An 18308-nucleotide genomic window follows, 5' to 3' on the forward strand; every position below is an offset into this window, starting at 1 on the left:
GACGTCAACCGAACTTCTTGAGGCGCGCAGCCTTGTCGACCGGGAGATCGAAGGCAATCGTAGAACCGGTTTCGCGCGCCGCCAATGCGGCATCTTCCTCCGCCTTGATGGCGCCGAGCGACGTATCGAGCAGATACTCGCGCGTGCTGCCGGAGAAAGAGGCTCCGCGCACAGTGCCTTGGAAAGGACCTGAACCAAGGGTCACCATGCGCGGACGCCACGCAAGCCCTGCCGTGTCAGGCGGCAGGGATCCGGAAAGATCGATCGGGCTGTTGCCGGCCTTCAGCTTGCCGCCCTCGACGGCAAAGATGTTTTCGAAACCGACGAAGTCTGCGACGAAGCGCGAGACCGGGCGGTTGTAGATATCCTCGGGCGTGCCGATCTGCTCGATCGCGCCATTCAGCATGACGACGATCCGGTCCGCCAGCGACAGGGCCTCGCCCTGGTCGTGGGTGACGAAGATCATCGTGACGCCGGTTTCCTTCTGCACGCGCTGCAGCTCCGTGCGCATTTCGAGACGGAGGCGAGCATCGAGGTTCGACAGCGGCTCGTCGAGAAGCAGCACCTTCGGCTCCATGACCATGGAGCGCGCGAGCGCTACGCGCTGCTGTTGGCCACCCGAGAGTTCGCCCGGCTTGCGGGCAGAGAACTTCGAAAGCCCGACGGACTTCAGGCCGGCCGTCACCTTGCTCTCGATCTCAGCCGCCGGCAGCTTCTTTAGCCGCAGGCCGAAGGCGACGTTCTCGAACACGGTCAGGTGCGGGAACAGCGCATAGGACTGAAAGACGAGGCCGACCGAGCGCTTGTTGGCGGAAACGCGGGTGATGTCGGCGCCGTCAAGCTTGATTGCACCGGAAGCCGGCGACAGCAAACCGGCGATCGAGCGCATCGTCGTCGTCTTGCCGCAACCGGACGGCCCCAGGAACGCCACCAGTTCGCCCTTGCGGATCGAAAGGTCAAGGTCCTTCACCGCAACGGTTTCGCCATAGGCGAGCGTCAGTTTTTCAAGGCTGAGGAAAGCGGCGTCAGACATAGCGAGAGAATCCCAGGAAGCGTTCGGCAAGGAAGACGATGCCGATGGACATGAAGGCGAGCAGTGCCGAGAGGGCTGCGACCGACGGATCGTAGGTGATCTCCATGTAGGAGAGCATGTCGATCGGCAGCGTGCGCACACCCGGACCGGAGAGGAAGAGCGACACCGGCACCTGGTTGAAACTCGTCACGAAGCCGAGGATGAAGGCGGCAAGAATACCGCTGCGGATGTTCGGCATCACCACACGGAAGAAGGCGCCGGCACGCGAGGAGCCGAGCAGGACGGCTGCCTCCTCGATATCGGAACGCAGGTTGTTGAGGCTCGCCGAGACGACGCGCACCGCATAGGGCAGAACCAGCGCCGTATGGGCGAGGAACAGCGTCAGCGTGATGTTGAGGCCGAAGGGGACGACGATGTAGCGCAAGAGCGCCAGGCCGACGATGATACCGGGCACGATGATCGGCAAGGAGACGATCGTGCGGATGGTTTCGCCGAAAGGCAGCTTATAGCGCGAGAGGGCGTAGGAGGCCGGCACGCCGAGCACGAGGGCAGCCGCCGTGCCGCCGATCGCAAGCAGCATCGAGATCGCGAAGCTCTCCTGGAAACTCTCGACCGTGAAGACCTTGGCGACCCATTTGAGCGAGAAACCCTGCGGCGGGAAGGCCAGCGTCTCGCCGCCGGAAAGCGAGGCGGCGACGATGATGAAGAACGGCCCGATCAGGAAACCGATCACCAGAAACAGGACGAGGGGAGAAAAGACGCGGGGTGTCATCGCTTGTTCCTCGCGGTGGCAAGCCGTTTCAGGAGAAGATTGGCGGCAAAGCTCATGACGATCAGGATGAAGGCGATGACGCTGGCGGCGACGAAGTCGTTGGCGACGGTGACGCGCTGATAGAGCAGCGTTTCGAGCATCAGCACCTTGGAGCCGCCGAGGATCGCCGGCGTGATGTAGGCCGTGAGCGAGCCGGTGAAGACCAGGGTACCACCAATAACAAGGCCTTCCTTGGTCAGCGGCAGGATCACCTTGAAAAACACCTGGAACCAATTCGCACCGAGAACGCGGGCTGCCGGGATCGCGTCCTTCGGCATGTTTTCGAGCGCGCTGATCAGCGACAGGACCATCAGCGGCAGGAAGAGCTGCAACAGGCCGATGAACACGGCCGTCTCCGTAAAGAGAAACCGGATCGGCTCGTCCGAAAGGCCGACGAGCTGGAGCGCCTGGTTGACGATGCCGGTGCGGCCGAGAATGACGATCCAGGCGTAGGTGCGGGCGACCGACGAAATCATCAGCGGCAGCACGACGAGGCCGATCATCTGTCCTTTATTGCGCGGCGAAAGATTGACGATGGCAAAGGCTGCGGCATAGCCGATGACCGCGGAGACGGCGGTGACCATCAGGCCGAGCCGGAAGGTGCGCAGGAAGACCGTGCGGTTCAGCGGATCGGAAAAGAAGGTCGTATAGGCCGACAACGACCAACTGTCGGCGCTGCGAAAGCCTTCCGCCAGCAGGATCACCACCGGCGCCAGAAAGACGATCGCCGCAAAGACCGCTGCGGGCAGAGCGAGCGCCAGGGCTTCGGCGCGGTTCTGGAACATCCTTCTTCCTTTCAAGGCATTCGTTGGCGCGGCCTACCCCCCGAAGGCGCCGCAGCGTCCACCGGCCGACCGGGCCGGCCGGTGGAATTCAGTCGCTTGGCTTACTGGCCGACCTGCGCGTTCCACTCCGACAGCCACGCTTCGCGGTTGTCGAGGGCGACGGCCGACGGGATCAGCTTCAGGTTCTTCACGGTCTCCTCGCCGTAGGTCAGGTTCTCGGCGATCTCGGGCGAGACCTTGACGTCCTTGTTGGCCGGGCTGTCGACCAGCTTTTCGGCAAGCGCGGTCTGGATTTCGGTCGAGAGCCAGAAGTCCATGAACTCAAGCGCCAGGTCCTGGTTTTTGCCGCCCTTGGTCAGCACCATGACGTTCATCCCGCCGGTCTGGCCTTCCTTCGGTGTTGCCCACTTGATCGGCAGGCCGAGCTTGGTGAAGCCTTCCCAGGAGAAGCGGCCGATCGGAGCGGCCCAGATCTCTTCCTGCTGCATCAGTTGCACGAGCTGCGACGACTTGACGTAGAAAGTGACGATATCGTCCTTCTTGGCGCCGACGGCGGCGATCGCTTCCTTGAGATCAGGCGTGTTCTTGCCGATGGCTTCGCCGACCATGTAGAGCGCCGGCGGGCCCTGGTTGGTGGTGACATTCGGGAACGCGACGTGGCTGGCGTTCTCATCGCTCAGGAGATCGGCCCAGGAGTTCACCTCCATCTTGTCGGAGCGATAGACAATCGAGGTTGCGTAGAAGGTGTAGCCGACGCTCATGCCGTCGCCGTTCGGGTCCTTGGCGAGATCATAGAGCTTGTTGAAGTTCTGGAGTTTCGAAGTATCGATCTTTTCGATGAGATCGGCACGCGAAGCCGAGAGCGCGTCGGCCATCGAGACGACAGCCATGTCGACGACCGGGCTTGCCTTGTTGGCTTCCATCTTCGCCAGGCGCTCGACGCTGTTGCCGGTCTCGACCACGAGCTTGCAGCCGCACTTCTGTTCGAACGGCGTATAGACCAGTTCCTTGAAGGCGTCCTGGGCAAAGCCGTAGACGGAAATGGTGAGCGTCTTTTCCTGAGCAGACGCGGCTGGGGCGGCGACGAGCAAGAGCGCGCTCGAGGCAAGCAGGAACTTCTTCATGGCTGGTGTCCTCCTTCGGTGACGGATGTGGCTGCGGTGATGGGGGGATGAATGGAATGACCTGCAGGTGGTGCGGCGGCCGATTGCCTGACGACCAGATGCATCGGCACCTTGGATGTCTCGGCCGTAACCGGCGCGCCGATCGACGGATCGGACGGGTCGCGCTCGCTGATCGCCTTGACGAGGGCAGCGACCGCAATGGCCGCGATCTCGGTCATATCCATGCGCGCGGTGGTCAGCGCCGGCGTGATGACCGGCGCCCAGATCAGGTCGTCGAAGCCGGTGACGCTCGCTTTTTCCGGAACATTGATGCCGGCGCGCTGCAGTTCGGTCAGCGCCCTGAGCGCATGCAGGTCGGAGATGCAGGCGAAGGCGGTGTAACCGTCCGCAACTTTTTCGGCGAGCCCGAGCGAGCAGCCCTTGCCGGAAACCCTCTCCAGCGGCTCGATCCAGAGCGTATCCGTGTGGCAGCCATCGCCGAAGACCGAGCGGATACCGCCGGCACGATCGTTCTGCACGTTGGAAGCGGGATTGTTGCCGATGATCAGCACGCGCCGGTGCCCGAGCGCCTTCAGATGCGCGGCGATCTGTTGGCCGCCACCCCAATGGTCGGCGGCAACCGTGTTGCCGGGCGTCGAGGGCGTGTCGATGACGGCGACCGGACAGCCGACATCGGCGATGCGGGTACCGCGCCGCGGCACGATCACCAGGCCGTCGACGTCGCGATCGATCAGCCGCTCGATCGCCTTGGTCTGGGTCGAAACGTCGCCGCGCGAGTCCGCTATCAGCACGCCGTAGCCGGATGACGAGGCGGCAAGCTCGATCGCCTGGGCGATCTGCGGGAAGAGCGGATTGGCGATGTCGGGGAGCACGAGGCCGATGACGCCGGTGCGCCCGGTCCTGAGCGCCCTGCCCGCCTGGCTCGGCACATAGCCGAGTTCGGCGGCGGTCGCGCGGATCTTTTCCACCATTTCGGCCGACACGCGGCCCTTGCCGGAGAGCGCGTTGGACACCGTCGCCGCGGACACGCCGAGCGTTCTGGCAATCCTCGTCAGTTTTGGTCCGGAACGCGCCAAGTCCGTGGTTTCCGCTATCGCATGATTAAACGATTAATCACGCGATATATCAGAATCCCCGAACTGTCGAATCCTTTTGCCGGCTCAGATCATTTTACAATTTGCGAGAGAATTTCTCTGTGGACGACAATCGGCTGACCTCTTGCCGCACAAAACGCCATTCTCGTGCGCTTTGGTAGCGCGACCAAAGACGGCGTGCACCTCGAATTCAAACGGATCCATCATGGCTTACTGATATATCTCCGCGAGCCGCCGCACCTGGAAAATCGAAACGCCCGTCTGCCCACCGGCCCCTGTCGCGGGCACAATTTTCAACTTCGGCGGACAAAAGGAACCAATTTTCCCACTAAATTACTAGGGAATAAGTATGATGCATCGCAATCACCCGATGGGGTACATTCGGGTGGCGGTGCGATCCGCATAACAGGCATAAGCAGGAGTTTGGGAAATGACGGGCACTATCATCGGCTTTGGCAAAATCTCGGGACATGGCCTTCGGGGCCGCGGCTCGACGCTCGCCGCCGCCACACTGGCGCTTACGCTGTCGACGAGCGCGGTCGCCTTCGCCGAGGACGCAAAGTTCGACCCCAACGCCTCGATCACCATCGGTTCGCTCTACGAGCCGCAGAACCTCGACAACACCGCCGGCGCCGGTCAGGGCATCAACGAAGCCTTCAACGGCAATGTCTATGAAGCGCTGTTCACGCTGACCGATGCGGGCGACGTGCAGCCGGGTCTCGTCGCCGAGCAGAGCGTCAGCGAAGACGGTCTCACCTATACCTTCAAGCTCCGCTCGGGCGTTACCTTCCACTCCGGCGATCCGCTGACGGCGGCCGACGTCAAATACAGCATCGAGCGTGTAACGGCTGAGCAATCCAAGAGCTCGCGCAAGAAGAGCCTCGCGACGATCAGCGCGATCGAGACGCCCGATGACCAGACTGTCGTCGTCAAGCTCACCGCACGCTCGATCTCGCTTCCCTACAATCTGAGCTACGTCTGGATCGTCAACGATGCGGCAAAGGACCTGAACGCCAGCGAAGACGGCACCGGCCCCTATCGTCTCGACGAATGGCGCCGCGGCTCGTCGCTCGCGCTGACCCGCAACGACAAATATTGGGGCACCGCACCCACCAACGGCGAAGTGGTCTTCCAGTACTTCACCGATGCGACCGCCCTCAACAATGCACTTTTGACCGGCGCCGTCGATATCATCACCAGCGTCCAGAGCCCGGATTCGATCGCCCAGTTCAAGGACAATCCTGATTTCACCGTCACGGCCGGCCAGTCGACCACCAAGGAACTGCTCGCCTTCAACGATCGCGTCGCTCCCTTCGACAATGTGAAGGTCCGCAAGGCGATCGCCCGCGCCATCGACGACAAGAAGCTGCTGACGTCGATCTGGGGCGAATACGGCACTCTGATCGGCTCCTTCGTTCCGCCGACCGATCCCTGGTACGTCGATCTGACCGCCGTCGATGCCTATGACGTCGAAAGCGCCAAGGCGCTCTTGAAGGAAGCGGGCTTTGCCGACGGCTTCACGTTCAAGCTCGACACGCCGAACTACGACCCGCACCCGATCGTCGCGCAGTTCATCCAGAGCGAGCTCGCCAAGGTCAACATCAAGGTCGAGATCAACGTCATCACCGCCAACGAGTGGTACACCAAGGTCTACAAGGCGCATGATTTCCAGGCGACGCTGCAGGAGCACGTCAACCACCGCGACATCGTCTTCTACGGCAACCCGGACTTCTACTGGGGCTACAACAACCCCAAGGTCGTTGACCTGATCAAGGCCTCGGAAGCGGCAGCCAACACCGACGAGCAAACAGCCAAGCTTCGTGAAGCCAACACGATCATCGCCGAGGATGCCGCCAGCAACTGGCTCTACCTCTACCCGCAAATCGTCGTTTCGAGCTCGGCGGTGTCCGGCTACCCGGTGAACGGCCTCAATTCGCAGTTCTTTGCCTCTGGCATCAAGAAGAACGAGCAGTAAGCGAAACGACCTCGCTTTTCGCAGCAACAGGAGCCCCTGGATCGGATCCAGGGGCTTCGGCGTTCCAAGATCGCGCCTTGGTTTCAATCCGGGCCGTTTCGGCCGGTGGGACGTAGGGCGTGCTAAAGTAGCCCCTCCGCTCTAGCCTCCCTCTCCGTTTTGATGCAAAAGCCAACTTCTCTGATCGCGGCGTCCCGTGAGAAGAAAGGAATGCAGCCATTCTCACCTATCTCCTTCGCCGCTTTGCCATTCTCATCCTGTCGCTGCTGATTGCCGCGGTGGTGCTGTTCGTCCTGTTGCGTCTGCTCCCCGGTGACCCCGCCAATGCGCTTCTGTCTGTCGGCGCCGATGCCGCGCAGATCGAAAGGGCCCGTGAACAGGTCGGTTCGAACCTGCCTCTCTGGCAGCAGTTTCTTCGGTTTGCCGGCAGCCTCGCAAGCTTCGATCTCGGGACCTCCTTTGTCAGCGGCAAGCCGGTGATCGAGGAGATCGCCGCGCGGTTGACCGTCACCGTGCCGCTGGCGCTTATGGGATTCCTGCTGTCCATTCTGGTCGCCGTGCCGCTCGGCATCCTCGCGGCCGTCAAAGCCGACCGCTGGTATGGCGGGCTGATCTCGACGGTCTCGCAGCTCGGCATCGCTATTCCCGTTTTCTGGGTCGGCATCCTGCTCGTCACCGTCTTTGCCGTCTCGTTCCGGCTGTTTCCATCAGGCGGATTTCCCCGCCGCGGCTGGCAGAATGAGGGGCAGGCGCTTTATGCTCTGGCGCTGCCCGTGCTGACCATCGGGCTCGTCATGGGCGCGTCGCTCTTGCGCTATGTCCGCTCCGCCACGCAGGATGTTCTCGGCAGCGACTACCTGCGCACCGCACGCGCGCTTGGCGCCAGCTTTCCGCAAGCGCTCGTCCGCCACGGTATCCGCAACGGCGCCGTGCCGATCGTCTCCATCCTCGGCATCGAACTCGCGACAACCTTGCTCGGCGCCGTCGTCATCGAGCGTGTCTTCGCGCTGCCGGGCCTCGGCTCGATGTTGCTGCTTGCGATCGAGCAGCGCGACTATCCCAACGTTCAAGGCGTGCTCTTCATCTCGACACTGCTGGTGCTGCTGATCGGCTTTGCCGCCGATCTCACCCAGCGGCTGATCGACCCGCGCCTGCGCGAACGGGCAGTTGGAGGCAACACATGAGCCCGATCGAAACGGCCGCGTCCACGCGAGAGCGCCGGCATTCGCTCGCTCTCACTGTTGGCCTTGCTCTTGTCGCCCTCAATCTCGCCGTCGCAGTCCTGACACTGTTCTGGACGCCTTATGATCCACTGAACGCTTCGGGCGGACGGCTGGAAGCACCATCCCTCCTGCACTTGCTCGGAACCGACCGGCTCGGACGCGATCTGCTCACCCAACTGATGATCGGCGCCCGCACCGCGCTCCTCGTCGGCACTGGTGCGGTGGCGATCGGTGCCGCGATCGGCGTCAGCCTTGGCGTACTCGCCGCTTTTGCCACCCGGCTTGCCGATGACGTGATGGCCGCCACGCTCGACATCCTGATCGCCTTCCCGACGCTGCTTTTGGCGATGCTGGTGGTGGCGGCAAGCGACAGTGCCAGCCTCTGGACGGCAATCCTTGCGCTCGGGCTTGCGATTTCCGCCATCGTCGCGCGGCTGACCCGCATCCTCGCCAAGCGCGTGCTCCGGCTGGACTACATCGTCGCCTCGCGCACGTCGGGAACGTCCTGGCCGGGCGTGGTCTCCCGCCACGTGCTGCCCAACATCTGGCCGACGCTCTCCGTCAACTTCGCGCTGCAGTTCGGCCTCGCCGTCATCGCAGAAGCGTCGCTCTCCTATCTCGGCCTTGGCGCACCGCCACCGAACGCCTCCTGGGGGCGACTGCTGCAGGAAGCGCAGGGAACCGTCTACACGGCGCCGATCGGCGCGATCGCGCCTGGCATCGCGCTGGTCGCCCTCGTCATAGGCATGAACCTTCTGGCCGACGGCTTGCGCGATGTCGCCGACCCGACACGCGGGAGATCGCGATGACAGCGCTTCTCAACGTCCAGGGCCTCGATATCCGCGCCGGCGACAAGCCGCTGGTATCCGGTCTTTCCTTTTCGATCCGGCCCGGCGAGCGCATCGGCCTGATCGGCGAATCCGGCTCGGGCAAGTCGATGACCGCCATGGCGGCGACCGGCCTGCTGCCGACCTCGATCAGCGCAACGGGTTCGATCGAACTTGACGGCCAGCAGGTCGTCGGCGCGCCGGACAGAACGATGAACCGATTGCGCGGCGCTGCCGCGGCCGTGGTATTCCAGGAGCCGCTGACCGCGCTCGACCCGCTGATGAAGATCGGCCGACAGATCGCCGAGCCCGTCCGTCGCCGGCTGGAGCGGGAGGGCAGCAAGGCATCGAGGCAAGCCATCAGCCGCGAGGTCCAAGATCTAATCGACAAGGTGGCGCTGCCGCAGCCGGAGCGCATCGTCAATTCATATCCACACGAAGTGTCCGGCGGCCAACGCCAGCGCGTCGCCATCGCCATGGCGCTCGCCTGCCGCCCGAAACTGCTCATCGCCGACGAACCGACGACAGCACTCGACGTGACGACGCAGGCAGAAATCCTCAAACTGCTGGACCAGTTGGTGCGCGAGACAGGCATGTCGCTCTTGTTCATCAGCCACGACCTGCCCGTCGTTTCTCAGGTGGTGGAGCGCGTGATCGTACTGAAGAACGGCATTGCCGTCGAAGAAGGGGCCGTCAATACGGTCTTCGGCGACCCGCAACACGTCTACACAAGATCCCTGGTCGAGGCCGCCCGCCTGTTCGACGAAGCACTGGGGGCAACCGGATAATGATGCTCGATCTTCAAAACGTCAGTTTCGGCTATTCCCGCCAACAGACCACGCTCAGCGACGTCTCGCTGTCAGTCCGCCCTGGTGTCAGTGTCGGCCTCGTCGGCGAATCCGGATCCGGAAAGACGACACTGCTCAGGCTGATGCTCGGGCTCATCCGCCCGACCGGCGGCACCATCCGCTTTGGTGATGATGTCCTCGACCCGGGTAATGGCGCATTCATGCGTCGCTATCGCAGTGCAGTGCAGCCGGTCTTCCAGGACCCCTATTCATCGCTCGATCCACGTCAGCGGGTGATCGACATCATCGGCGAACCGCTCAGGTCGCTGCGCATCCCCGTCGATCGCACCCGGGCGGTCGCAGATGCGCTTGAAGCCGTCGGCCTGCCGCTCGACGCAATGCGCCGCTATCCACACGAGTTCTCGGGCGGCCAGCGCCAGCGCATCGCCATCGCCCGCGCAATCGTCGCCCGTCCCCAGATCGTACTGGCGGACGAGGCGGTCAGCGCACTCGATCTTTCGACCCGCATCCGCATCGTCGAACTTTTCAAGACGCTTGCGGAAAAGCTGACGCTGGTTTTCGTCTCCCACGACCTCGGCGTCGTTGCCGCTCTTTGCGAGGAAATGATCATCCTGGAGCGCGGCAAAGTGGTCGAAAGCGGCAAGACCCGCGACATTCTGACCGCCCCCAGGCATCCCTATACCCAGCGGCTGCTTGCCAGCATTCCGCGCATGCCTGCCTGACAAGGGTTTGGCACTACGATCGCGTGCCGAGGCGAATCCGCCTTTGTCCCCAAAGACTTGCTGATTCATGGCTGCATTGATCCAGGACAACCCCTGAGACACTCGTCTTGAGCATAGTGCCGCCGGCCGCGGACAAGTCGCGGCCGAACGCCTGACCGGCGATGTTCAACTTCTTCTGGGGGTCCGGAAACCATGCCTACTCGCGCCATCTTGCCATCTGCCATCTTCCTCGTCGCACTCGCGGCGCCGCTCGCGATCGCGACGGCGGCAGATCTCTCCGAGCCGAGCGCGATCGCGGCACCGGAAATGCCTCTCGCCAGCGAGCCGGGCCCATGGATGATCCGTGCTCGCGCGCTGGCCGTGCTGCCCGACGACAAAGCCTCGCTCTCCCTGAACGGCGTAGCACTCGACGGTGAAAAGGTCGGCGTCAGCAATTCCGTCGTGCCGGAACTCGACATCACCTACTTCTTCACCGACAACATCGCGGCTGAACTGGTCCTCGGCACGACGCCGCACACGGCGCGCGGTAGTGGCTCGATCGCCGGTCTCGGCGAAATCGGCAAGGCCTGGCTGCTGCCGCCGACCTTGACGCTGCAGTACCATTTCAATGCGACGGACACGATCAAGCCCTATGTCGGTGCCGGCGTGAACTACACGATGTTCTACAACGAGAAGCCCCGCGGCGATTTCTCGAGCTTCAACATGAAGAACACGTTTGGCGTGGCGCTGCAGGCGGGCGTCGACATCAAGCTCGACGAGCATTGGGGCTTGAACTTCGACGTCAAGAAGCTGTTCCTCGAGCCTGAGGTCAACGCAACCCTGCCCGGCGCCGGCGCGGTCAGCGGCAAGGTCAAGCTCGACCCGTGGCTGATTGGCACGGGCATCAGCTATCGCTTCTGATCCGTTCGCGCAGGGATGGGAGAATTCGTTTGCGGCGCCGTAGTAGGCGCCGCAACTGCTGAGGCCGGATGTTAAAGATGATGGGCCGTGACTGCCCGTGCGAGTTCACCTGAGAGCTGCCGGCTGCTGGCATGCGATATGTCGCCCAGTGACAGCATGCCGACCATGCGCTTGTCGTCGTCGATGACAGGCAGGCGCCGGACCTGTTTCGCCTCCATCAGGTGGACGGCGTGTTCGATCGTTTCACTGGTGCGGCAGTAAACAATATCCCTGGTCATCAAGTCGCGTGCCGTCATCGAAGCGGGATCGCGCCCGTTGGCAAAGGCACGCAAGGCGATGTCGCGATCTGTGACCATGCCGATCAGGCGGTCGTTTTCGCCGACGGGCAAGGCGCCGATATCCTCGTCCCGCATAATGCGTGCGATCGTCTTGATATCTGTTTCGGGAGAGATCCAGCGAGCGCCGGGATGCATGGCTTCCGAAATTCTCATCGTATCCTCCTTTGCATGAAAGCGACGGAGAATAGGCGCAGATCATGGCCATTCATTGGTCCACGGCCGCACAGGGCGGCAGAAGAATCCTATCGCAGCTCGAGGAGGAAATAGGTGGTGGGGCCGGAGGGAACATTGTTGGAAAGACGGAAGGCGACGGCGCCCTTCCCCCGCACAACAGGCGGATGCACAGTCCCATCAAGACCAACTGGCGAAACGCTCCATGCCACTGCGGTTCGCGCCAGAGCCAGATCAGCATAGCCTTCGCGGATCCGGACCGGCAGCCCTCCGAAATCTTCGATCACCTTCTCCTCCGTGTCGCGAAACGTCATGCCGGTGTTCTGGGCATCCGTCGCAAAGATCACGAGGAAACGACGGCTCTTCGCCAGCGACGCGTCCGCATCGAGCGCCGAGAGCGCGACCAGCCCGTTGCCATCGGCACTCTCGATGCGCAGCACCCCAAGATCGATAGGCTCGCGCAGCGACGAATATGCTGCAGCCTCCGTTGCGGTCGTCGCAACGCGCAACTGTCCGGCAAAACGGTTCAGCAGAATCTCGCCGGTGCTGCTCTGATAGATGCCGGTATCGATGTTCGAGCCATTGTCCCCCGCAAGCACACCGCTTCGGCGCAGGCTTTCGAGGAGCGCTTCGCCATTTTGCTGACGTGGTTGCAGCACGGCAGGTGATTTGCCGAGATCCTTTGCGTCCTCAAGTCCGATCCGCCCGATGAGTGCAAGATCAGTCAGGTATTCCGGCTCCCGTGCCTGCATGTCGTTGGAAAGGTCCTCCTCGCCGCGCACGGCAAACGGAACGGTTACATCCGATGTCGCAACGTCCCCTCGGCGGTAAAGCAGCGCCGCCAGCGTCTCGCCGGCGCGCGCCACCGGATCGAGCGCTATGGCATAGGGAAGCATCGCCTTCTTGTGCGCGAAAGGCTCGCCATAGCTAAGAACAATCGGGCCGTGACCATGGCGGCAAAGCGCGTCCCAGCCCTGCAGCGCCGCATAGGCCGGCATCGCCAGCCCTGCCTCGTAGCGGTAGCGGTTCCAGAACAGGTGATCGTATTCGCTGATCACGAAGGGCCTGCCGAGCCAGCGCGCCGCCGCGATCATCCGGATATAGTTCACCCCATCGGCGATCGAGCTGACCTGGGTGGTCTTGCTGCCCGGCGCATAGCCGCTGACCCAGTCGTGATAGGTGTTCATGGTCACGGCTTCGAGGTCGCGTCGGCTGAGCGACGCCTGGACGGTCGGCCAGTTGTTGTAGTTGCTGATCAGGCCACGGTAGCCAAGCCCGCGCACCACCTCGGTCATTCGCGCGGTTGTGGCCCGTTCCGTCTCGATGAAGAACGCCTGCAGATCGCGCAGCCGCGGGCTATCGCCATAGCGGTCTGCGGGAAGCTCGACCGACCTCGCCTCGATCGTCTCATCGGAGCGAAGATCGGGCCAGGCCTTGGCCAAGGCTTCGGTGGAGCCATAGCGTTTCGCCAGCCAGTTGTTGAACGGTTTCGCGAGCAGCGGATCGTAGGGCGCTTTTCCAGGCCGATCGTGCACGACGGTGTCGAACTCGATACCGTTCTCGTTGGCGAGAATGACGACGGCCAGGGCTTCGTCGCGGATCGGCGCGACGCCCGTGTAGCGGTTCACGCGCCCAAGGATCGTCTGCTGCATGCGCGTCCAATGATCGAACGCCCGGTCATCCACAAACAGCTCGAGCTTGAGATTTCCTCCATCGTCCCAGCGATCGTCAAAGCCGCCATAGACGCCACGCAGCGACGTAAGGCCATCGACCATCCAGTAGATGCCGTTACGCTTCAGGGCCGCCAGCAGATAGTGGATGCGGTCGAGCGTCTCGAGGTCGAAGTCGAAATCCTTGTCCCGTCCGAACATCAGGCTGGCATCGACGAAATGCAGACGGGCGAGATTGTAGCCGTGCATCGCCAGCTGCCGGGCATAGCGATCCGCTGTCTGGTGATCGGGAAACCCGCCGGACGCCGGGCTCCAGGCGAGCGAAGCACAGAGCATTCTTTCGGGCTTCTCTGGCGACTGCGCAAAGGCGAGACGGCCATTGGCGCCTGCGACAAGGCGATGATCGGCATCGATCGTCCCGTTCGGCAGGAAGGAGGAAAAGTCGAGCGGGCTGCCTGCCCGAAGTTCGAGCGAGACTTCGCGCACGGGAAGCCACTGATCGGATGCGCTCACGGGCGAACCGAATGCTAGAAGCATTGCCGCAGCAGCGAACAGCCGACGCCCTATCACGCCGTAGCCCCGAGCAACTTGCTTTCGATCGGCGCGTCCGGTTTCCGGCGCGCCCGAAAGAACCCGACCGGCAGCGCCGCCGCATGAAAGAACCAGGCGACGACGGTGTAGAGCCCCATGCTGAAGCCGCCCTTACGCAGGCTCATCAAACCGACGACCCCCGCGAGGATTGCAAGGACCATCCCGAGCGCAAGCAGCCTGTTGGGCATGAAGAGCAACAAGCCAAGCGATATCGCCCACCAGAGATAGACAAGCGCCCAAAGCTTGAGTTCAGGCAACTCCTTGATGAGCTGCAAGAAGTAGGGTCGGCCAAGCGACGCACGCAGCAACTCGCCGATGCCGAACAGGTACTTGCTCTTCCAACGGCGGACGAGCAGCCGGTAGGAATTGTCCGTGTGGCCGAAATGCTGGACGAAGCGACGGTCGAGGCGATGCAGCTTCCAGCCGGCGCTGCGCAACCGGATACCGAGATCGAACTCCTCATAGCCATGGAGGTTTCGGTCGGAGAGATAGCCGACTGCCTCGATCGCCGAGCGGCGATAAAGACCGCCGCCGTTCATGCGGTCGATCTCGCCGGTCCGGTTCTCCGGCGCATTGCGCGTGACACGGCGGGCGAATTCGAGGTTGGAGGTGAGCATCTCCTGGACATGACCGGTGACGCCGCCAACATCGCGATTGTCGGCCAGGAACGCCTCGGCAACTGCGAGGAAGTCGCTGTCCAGAAGCATGTCGCCATCAAGCAGGCAGATGTGCTCGTGGCGGGAATACTGGAAACCGAGCTGCGGACCGATCCCGCAACTCGGAAGCGCCGGCGGGCTGATTTGTGCGATGACGACCGGATAGCGGGAGGCAATCTCGATGGTTCTATCGGAGGAACCACTATCGGCAACGATGACTTCGCCGCCGACCGTCTTGAGGGCGACGAGCGCGCTCTCGATGTTCGCGGCAATGCGCTTTTCTTCGTTCAGCGTCTTGATGATGACGGATACTGCCACGCGTTCCCCCCATATCAACGGCGCGTCGACAACCGCGCCCAAGTCGCGGGCGATCTTACCCGCGATATTTTGCGTTTTGGTTTACCGCCCCAGCAAGCGCAGCAATGGCAACCGATAGCGGAAGAGGAACCAGCCGCCAAAGACGCCGCAGGCACCACCAAGAAGCTTGACGGCGACATCCGCCGCGCGTGCGTGCCGGTCCGCCGAAATCATCTGCAAGAGTTCGAAGCCGATTGCGGTCGCAAAGACGAGAACCAGCACGCGTCCCAAATGCCTCGGATAGGCGATCGCGAACAGCAACCCCAGCAGGCCGAAGGCGCCGAACCGCTCGATATGGACGAGATGGCCGATGCGCGGACGCAATTCGAGGGGGGACATCGTCGAATAGGCGATCACGGCAAAAAGGAGCCAGGCGAAAAGGCCGGCGGCGCGCTTGAGGTTCATTATCAGCTTGTCTTCCAGGCGGCGTGCAAGGCACGGCAATCGTCGAACGGACCACGACAGAGCCCGCCGGCCCGTCCATACGTGCACGGCGCGCTGTCGCATATGATTGGCGAAGATTGGACAGACGCGAAGGTCGGCTTATTTCGCCAGCAATGCGCTATACACTGCCGCAGTCCTTTGCGCCACGTTTGTCCAACTGTAGGTAGCTTCCGCGTGGGCGGCGCGCTCGCGCACATCGTCATCGCTGAGTGGCGTGGCGAGCTTTGCGGTGATGCCGTCTGCCAGCGCGTCGATATCGCCCAGCGGAAAATACTCGTCGGGCGCAAGGTCCAGTTCCCGGTTGGGAACGATATCGCTTGCCAGCAAGGGCAGGCCGTAGGCCATTGCCTCGAGCAGCGCGATCGGCATGCCCTCGTGACTTGAAGGCAGCACGAACAGGGCGGCATTGGCGAAGAGCTCCGCCAGTCTGTCGCCGGCCTGAAAGCCGGTCAGCACCACCCCCTGCACCTCGCTGGCGAGAGTTCTCATCTCTCGGACATAGGGTGTCTCAAACTCAGCGCCACCCGCGATAACGAGCCGAACATCGCTCAGCCTACATTTCGCAAAGGCCTTGATGAGATCGAGCTGTCGCTTCTCCGGAACCAAGCGGGCGGCGAGCAGAATGTAGCGCCGGGGCGCCAGGCCAAATTCACGCAGGATGCCGGCATCGCCCGAAGGCGGCGTAATCGCGACGCCATTCGGGACCAGCGTCATCGAGACATGGTGGCGGGCGCGCATGGTCTGGGCGATGTCCTCAGATATAGCCACGCGCCCATTGGAGAAGCGCATACCCAAGAATTCGCCGAGCTTCAGTGTCCGCCTGGCAAAGGCGCCCCATTTCTGTCTGTCGTAGTCGTAGCCATGATGGGTGACGACCACCTTCAAGCCGAACATTCGCGCAAGCGGCGTCATCAAGGCGGGGCCGATGGCGTGGATATGCAATACGTCCGGTCGCCGCCAGGCGGCAAGACATACGCCGAGGAAGGTGTGAACGAGTGCCTCCAGTGCCATGCGGCGCGGCGACCAGAGAGGGATGACCTCGACGCCATTCCAGGCGTAGCAGTCGTTGTCCTGAAGATAGCGCCGACGCCCGACGACTTCGACATTCCAGCCGTAACCCGGAAGTTTGCTGGCAAGCATTTCGACGTGTTTCTCGACGCCGCCCTGCACGTTCGGAATGCCGCGCAAGCCCAGCATCATCACGCGCTTGCGCTCGCATCTCGCCGCCACGGTTCCACTCTGGACGTCAAGGCTCCGCTGCTTTCCAGACAATGCCGAGCCACGACGGGGCATCTGCCCGCGCCCCTCGGACAGTCCGGATTGTGCGATCTCCTGTGCAATCACCGGCTGTTGGCGGTGATTTCGCGAGACATCAGAGTTACTGCTCATGCGTCGCCTCGAGGGTTGTACACACCGTTATTCACGGCGAAATACTTACAAACCAAGTAAATATTTTATTGACCACTTATATAACTGACCAAAAACCATACGGCGAGCCCACTTTACTACAAATTGCGCGCGACGGTTAACGGCGCTGGCCCTCCCCCGCTCCAAGCGACGCATAAAGGTCAAGTGTTCTGTCGCGATAGGCGGCGGCCGAGAATTCACTGGCGACCCAACGCCGACCCGATGCCCCCATCGCCGCGCGTTCGGAGGAAGGGAGCGCCGCCATCCGCGTCAGCACCCGCGCGAGATCGTCGGCATCACCGGGGCTTGCGGTCATCCCGGTCTCTCCTGCCCGGATCATTTCAGGAATACCGCCGATCGCCGCGCCCACGACAGGCCGTCCCAAGGCGTAGGCTTCGAGCACGCTGATCGGTGCGTTCTCATACCATTCGGACGGCAGGACCAGGGCGCGGGCCTCCCCGATCAGACGATGCAGGGCCTGGCCCGAGAGATAGCCGGCGAAGGTCACGTCAGCTCCGGTCTGTTCGACGAGCCGGCGAAGCATCGCTTCCTCGGGCCCGGTTCCGGCGATGACCAGGCGCTGGCGCGACGCGGCCGCCGCCCTTATCAAGGTCCCCAAACCCTTTTCGGGCGCCAGACGTCCAGCGAAGACGAAGTAGTCGCCCTCTGTCCATTCGTCGGAATAGTCGTTGACGTCGACGAAGTTCGGAATGTGGACCATGCGTTCGCGCGGCCATCCCCACTCGACCAACTTGTCGACGTAGAACTTGCTTGGCACGACAATGCGGTCCACCTGGTTGCGGTAGAGACCGAGCGCGCGGTGGACCAGCGTTTCTGCGAGCACCACCGCGCTCAGCGTCACCTCGCCCTTGATACAGCGGTGGCGCAAGACATTGTAGACATGCCCGCCGCGACAGTCCTCGCAGACGGTGCCGCCACGCAGCATCTTGTAGGAGGGGCAGGCAAGCTTCAGATCATGCGCCGTCATGACGACAGGGATGCCGGCCTGCTTCAGCGTCGAGAAGATCGCTGGCGACAGATGATGGTAGACATTGTGGGCATGGGCGATCGCGGGCCGGGCACTCCGGATCAGCCGGTCGATATTGCGCTGTGCCTCGCGCGAATAGATGACGCTTGCCGCCTGCACGACCTTGCGCAGCAGATTGGTGCGTCGGCCGTATTCTATCTCGGAGACGAAATAGTCGGACCATGGTGAAGGCTCGTTGTCCTCGTGCTCCATGGCGAAGGGCACCACGTCCCAGCCGATATCGCCGAACATTTTCATATGGTCGAAGAAAACCGCTTCCGCGCCGCCACGGCGATAGAAGTAGTTGTTGATGGCGAGCAGCCTTTGACCGGACATGGCGGTCC

At 62.6% G+C, this 18308-nt stretch carries 17 protein-coding genes; 6 read left to right on the forward strand and 11 right to left on the reverse strand.

Annotation, left to right across the window (positions count from 1 at the left end; all coding sequences use genetic code 11):
- Positions 1 to 4: 4 nt before the first annotated feature.
- The 5 genes from PWG15_RS28735 to PWG15_RS28755 form a co-directional block, all read right to left on the reverse strand.
- On the reverse strand, positions 5 to 1033 hold the full coding sequence (locus PWG15_RS28735; RefSeq protein WP_275024904.1) for an ABC transporter ATP-binding protein: 1029 nt from the start codon (positions 1031 to 1033) through the stop codon (positions 5 to 7).
- Positions 1026 to 1805 (reverse strand): ABC transporter permease, encoded by a 780-nt coding sequence (locus PWG15_RS28740; protein WP_058323510.1) that lies wholly within the window; start codon positions 1803 to 1805, stop codon positions 1026 to 1028. Before PWG15_RS28740 ends, PWG15_RS28735 begins: the two co-directional genes overlap by 8 nt.
- Positions 1802 to 2629 (reverse strand): ABC transporter permease, encoded by an 828-nt coding sequence (locus tag PWG15_RS28745; RefSeq protein ID WP_275024905.1) that lies wholly within the window; start codon positions 2627 to 2629, stop codon positions 1802 to 1804. The genes PWG15_RS28740 and PWG15_RS28745 overlap by 4 nt, the downstream gene beginning before the upstream one ends.
- Positions 2630 to 2730: 101 nt before the next feature.
- On the reverse strand, positions 2731 to 3753 hold the full coding sequence (locus PWG15_RS28750) for a polyamine ABC transporter substrate-binding protein (protein WP_275024907.1): 1023 nt from the start codon (positions 3751 to 3753) through the stop codon (positions 2731 to 2733).
- On the reverse strand, positions 3750 to 4829 hold the full coding sequence (locus PWG15_RS28755) for a LacI family DNA-binding transcriptional regulator (RefSeq protein WP_275024909.1): 1080 nt from the start codon (positions 4827 to 4829) through the stop codon (positions 3750 to 3752). Before PWG15_RS28755 ends, PWG15_RS28750 begins: the two co-directional genes overlap by 4 nt.
- A gap of 448 nt (positions 4830 to 5277) precedes the next feature.
- Here PWG15_RS28755 and PWG15_RS28760 point away from each other — a divergent pair, with 448 nt between their 5' ends.
- The 6 genes from PWG15_RS28760 to PWG15_RS28785 all read left to right on the forward strand — a co-directional run bounded on the left by PWG15_RS28760 (position 5278) and on the right by PWG15_RS28785 (position 11303).
- Positions 5278 to 6822: an ABC transporter substrate-binding protein gene (locus PWG15_RS28760; RefSeq protein WP_275024910.1), complete on the forward strand. Its 1545-nt coding sequence runs from the start codon at positions 5278 to 5280 to the stop codon at positions 6820 to 6822.
- Between the two features lie 218 nt (positions 6823 to 7040).
- Positions 7041 to 8006, forward strand: coding sequence for an ABC transporter permease (locus PWG15_RS28765; RefSeq protein ID WP_275027243.1), 966 nt, complete (start codon positions 7041 to 7043; stop codon positions 8004 to 8006).
- Entirely contained in the window at positions 8003 to 8854 is an 852-nt protein-coding gene (locus PWG15_RS28770; protein ID WP_275024911.1) for an ABC transporter permease, read from the forward strand. Before PWG15_RS28765 ends, PWG15_RS28770 begins: the two co-directional genes overlap by 4 nt.
- Positions 8851 to 9660, forward strand: coding sequence for an ATP-binding cassette domain-containing protein (locus tag PWG15_RS28775; RefSeq protein WP_275024912.1), 810 nt, complete (start codon positions 8851 to 8853; stop codon positions 9658 to 9660). Before PWG15_RS28770 ends, PWG15_RS28775 begins: the two co-directional genes overlap by 4 nt.
- The gene (locus PWG15_RS28780) at positions 9657 to 10403 is read left to right on the forward strand and encodes an ABC transporter ATP-binding protein (RefSeq protein WP_275027244.1); all 747 of its coding nucleotides are present in this window, start codon (positions 9657 to 9659) and stop codon (positions 10401 to 10403) included. The genes PWG15_RS28775 and PWG15_RS28780 overlap by 4 nt, the downstream gene beginning before the upstream one ends.
- Before the next feature lie 192 nt (positions 10404 to 10595).
- Positions 10596 to 11303, forward strand: a complete 708-nt coding sequence (locus PWG15_RS28785) for an OmpW/AlkL family protein (RefSeq protein ID WP_275024913.1) — start codon at positions 10596 to 10598, stop codon at positions 11301 to 11303.
- 71 nt (positions 11304 to 11374) lie between these two features.
- On the opposite strand, the gene PWG15_RS28790 is transcribed toward PWG15_RS28785, so the two are convergent.
- The 6 genes from PWG15_RS28790 to PWG15_RS28815 form a co-directional block, all read right to left on the reverse strand.
- Positions 11375 to 11794: a CBS domain-containing protein gene (locus PWG15_RS28790; RefSeq protein WP_275024915.1), complete on the reverse strand. Its 420-nt coding sequence runs from the start codon at positions 11792 to 11794 to the stop codon at positions 11375 to 11377.
- 89 nt (positions 11795 to 11883) lie between these two features.
- Positions 11884 to 14019 (reverse strand): glycoside hydrolase, encoded by a 2136-nt coding sequence (locus PWG15_RS28795; protein ID WP_275024916.1) that lies wholly within the window; start codon positions 14017 to 14019, stop codon positions 11884 to 11886.
- 29 nt (positions 14020 to 14048) lie between these two features.
- A complete protein-coding gene (locus tag PWG15_RS28800) occupies positions 14049 to 15047 on the reverse strand; it encodes a glycosyltransferase family 2 protein (RefSeq protein WP_275024917.1) in 999 nt (332 codons plus the stop codon).
- 81 nt (positions 15048 to 15128) lie between these two features.
- Positions 15129 to 15491 (reverse strand): VanZ family protein, encoded by a 363-nt coding sequence (locus PWG15_RS28805; protein WP_275024918.1) that lies wholly within the window; start codon positions 15489 to 15491, stop codon positions 15129 to 15131.
- A gap of 138 nt (positions 15492 to 15629) precedes the next feature.
- Positions 15630 to 16730, reverse strand: a complete 1101-nt coding sequence (locus PWG15_RS28810; protein WP_275027245.1) for a glycosyltransferase family 4 protein — start codon at positions 16728 to 16730, stop codon at positions 15630 to 15632.
- Between the two features lie 325 nt (positions 16731 to 17055).
- On the reverse strand, positions 17056 to 18300 hold the full coding sequence (locus PWG15_RS28815; RefSeq protein WP_275024919.1) for a glycosyltransferase family 4 protein: 1245 nt from the start codon (positions 18298 to 18300) through the stop codon (positions 17056 to 17058).
- Positions 18301 to 18308 lie beyond the last annotated feature (8 nt).

It is taken from the genome of Ensifer adhaerens (assembly GCF_028993555.1).
Lineage (GTDB): Bacteria > Pseudomonadota > Alphaproteobacteria > Rhizobiales > Rhizobiaceae > Ensifer > Ensifer adhaerens_I.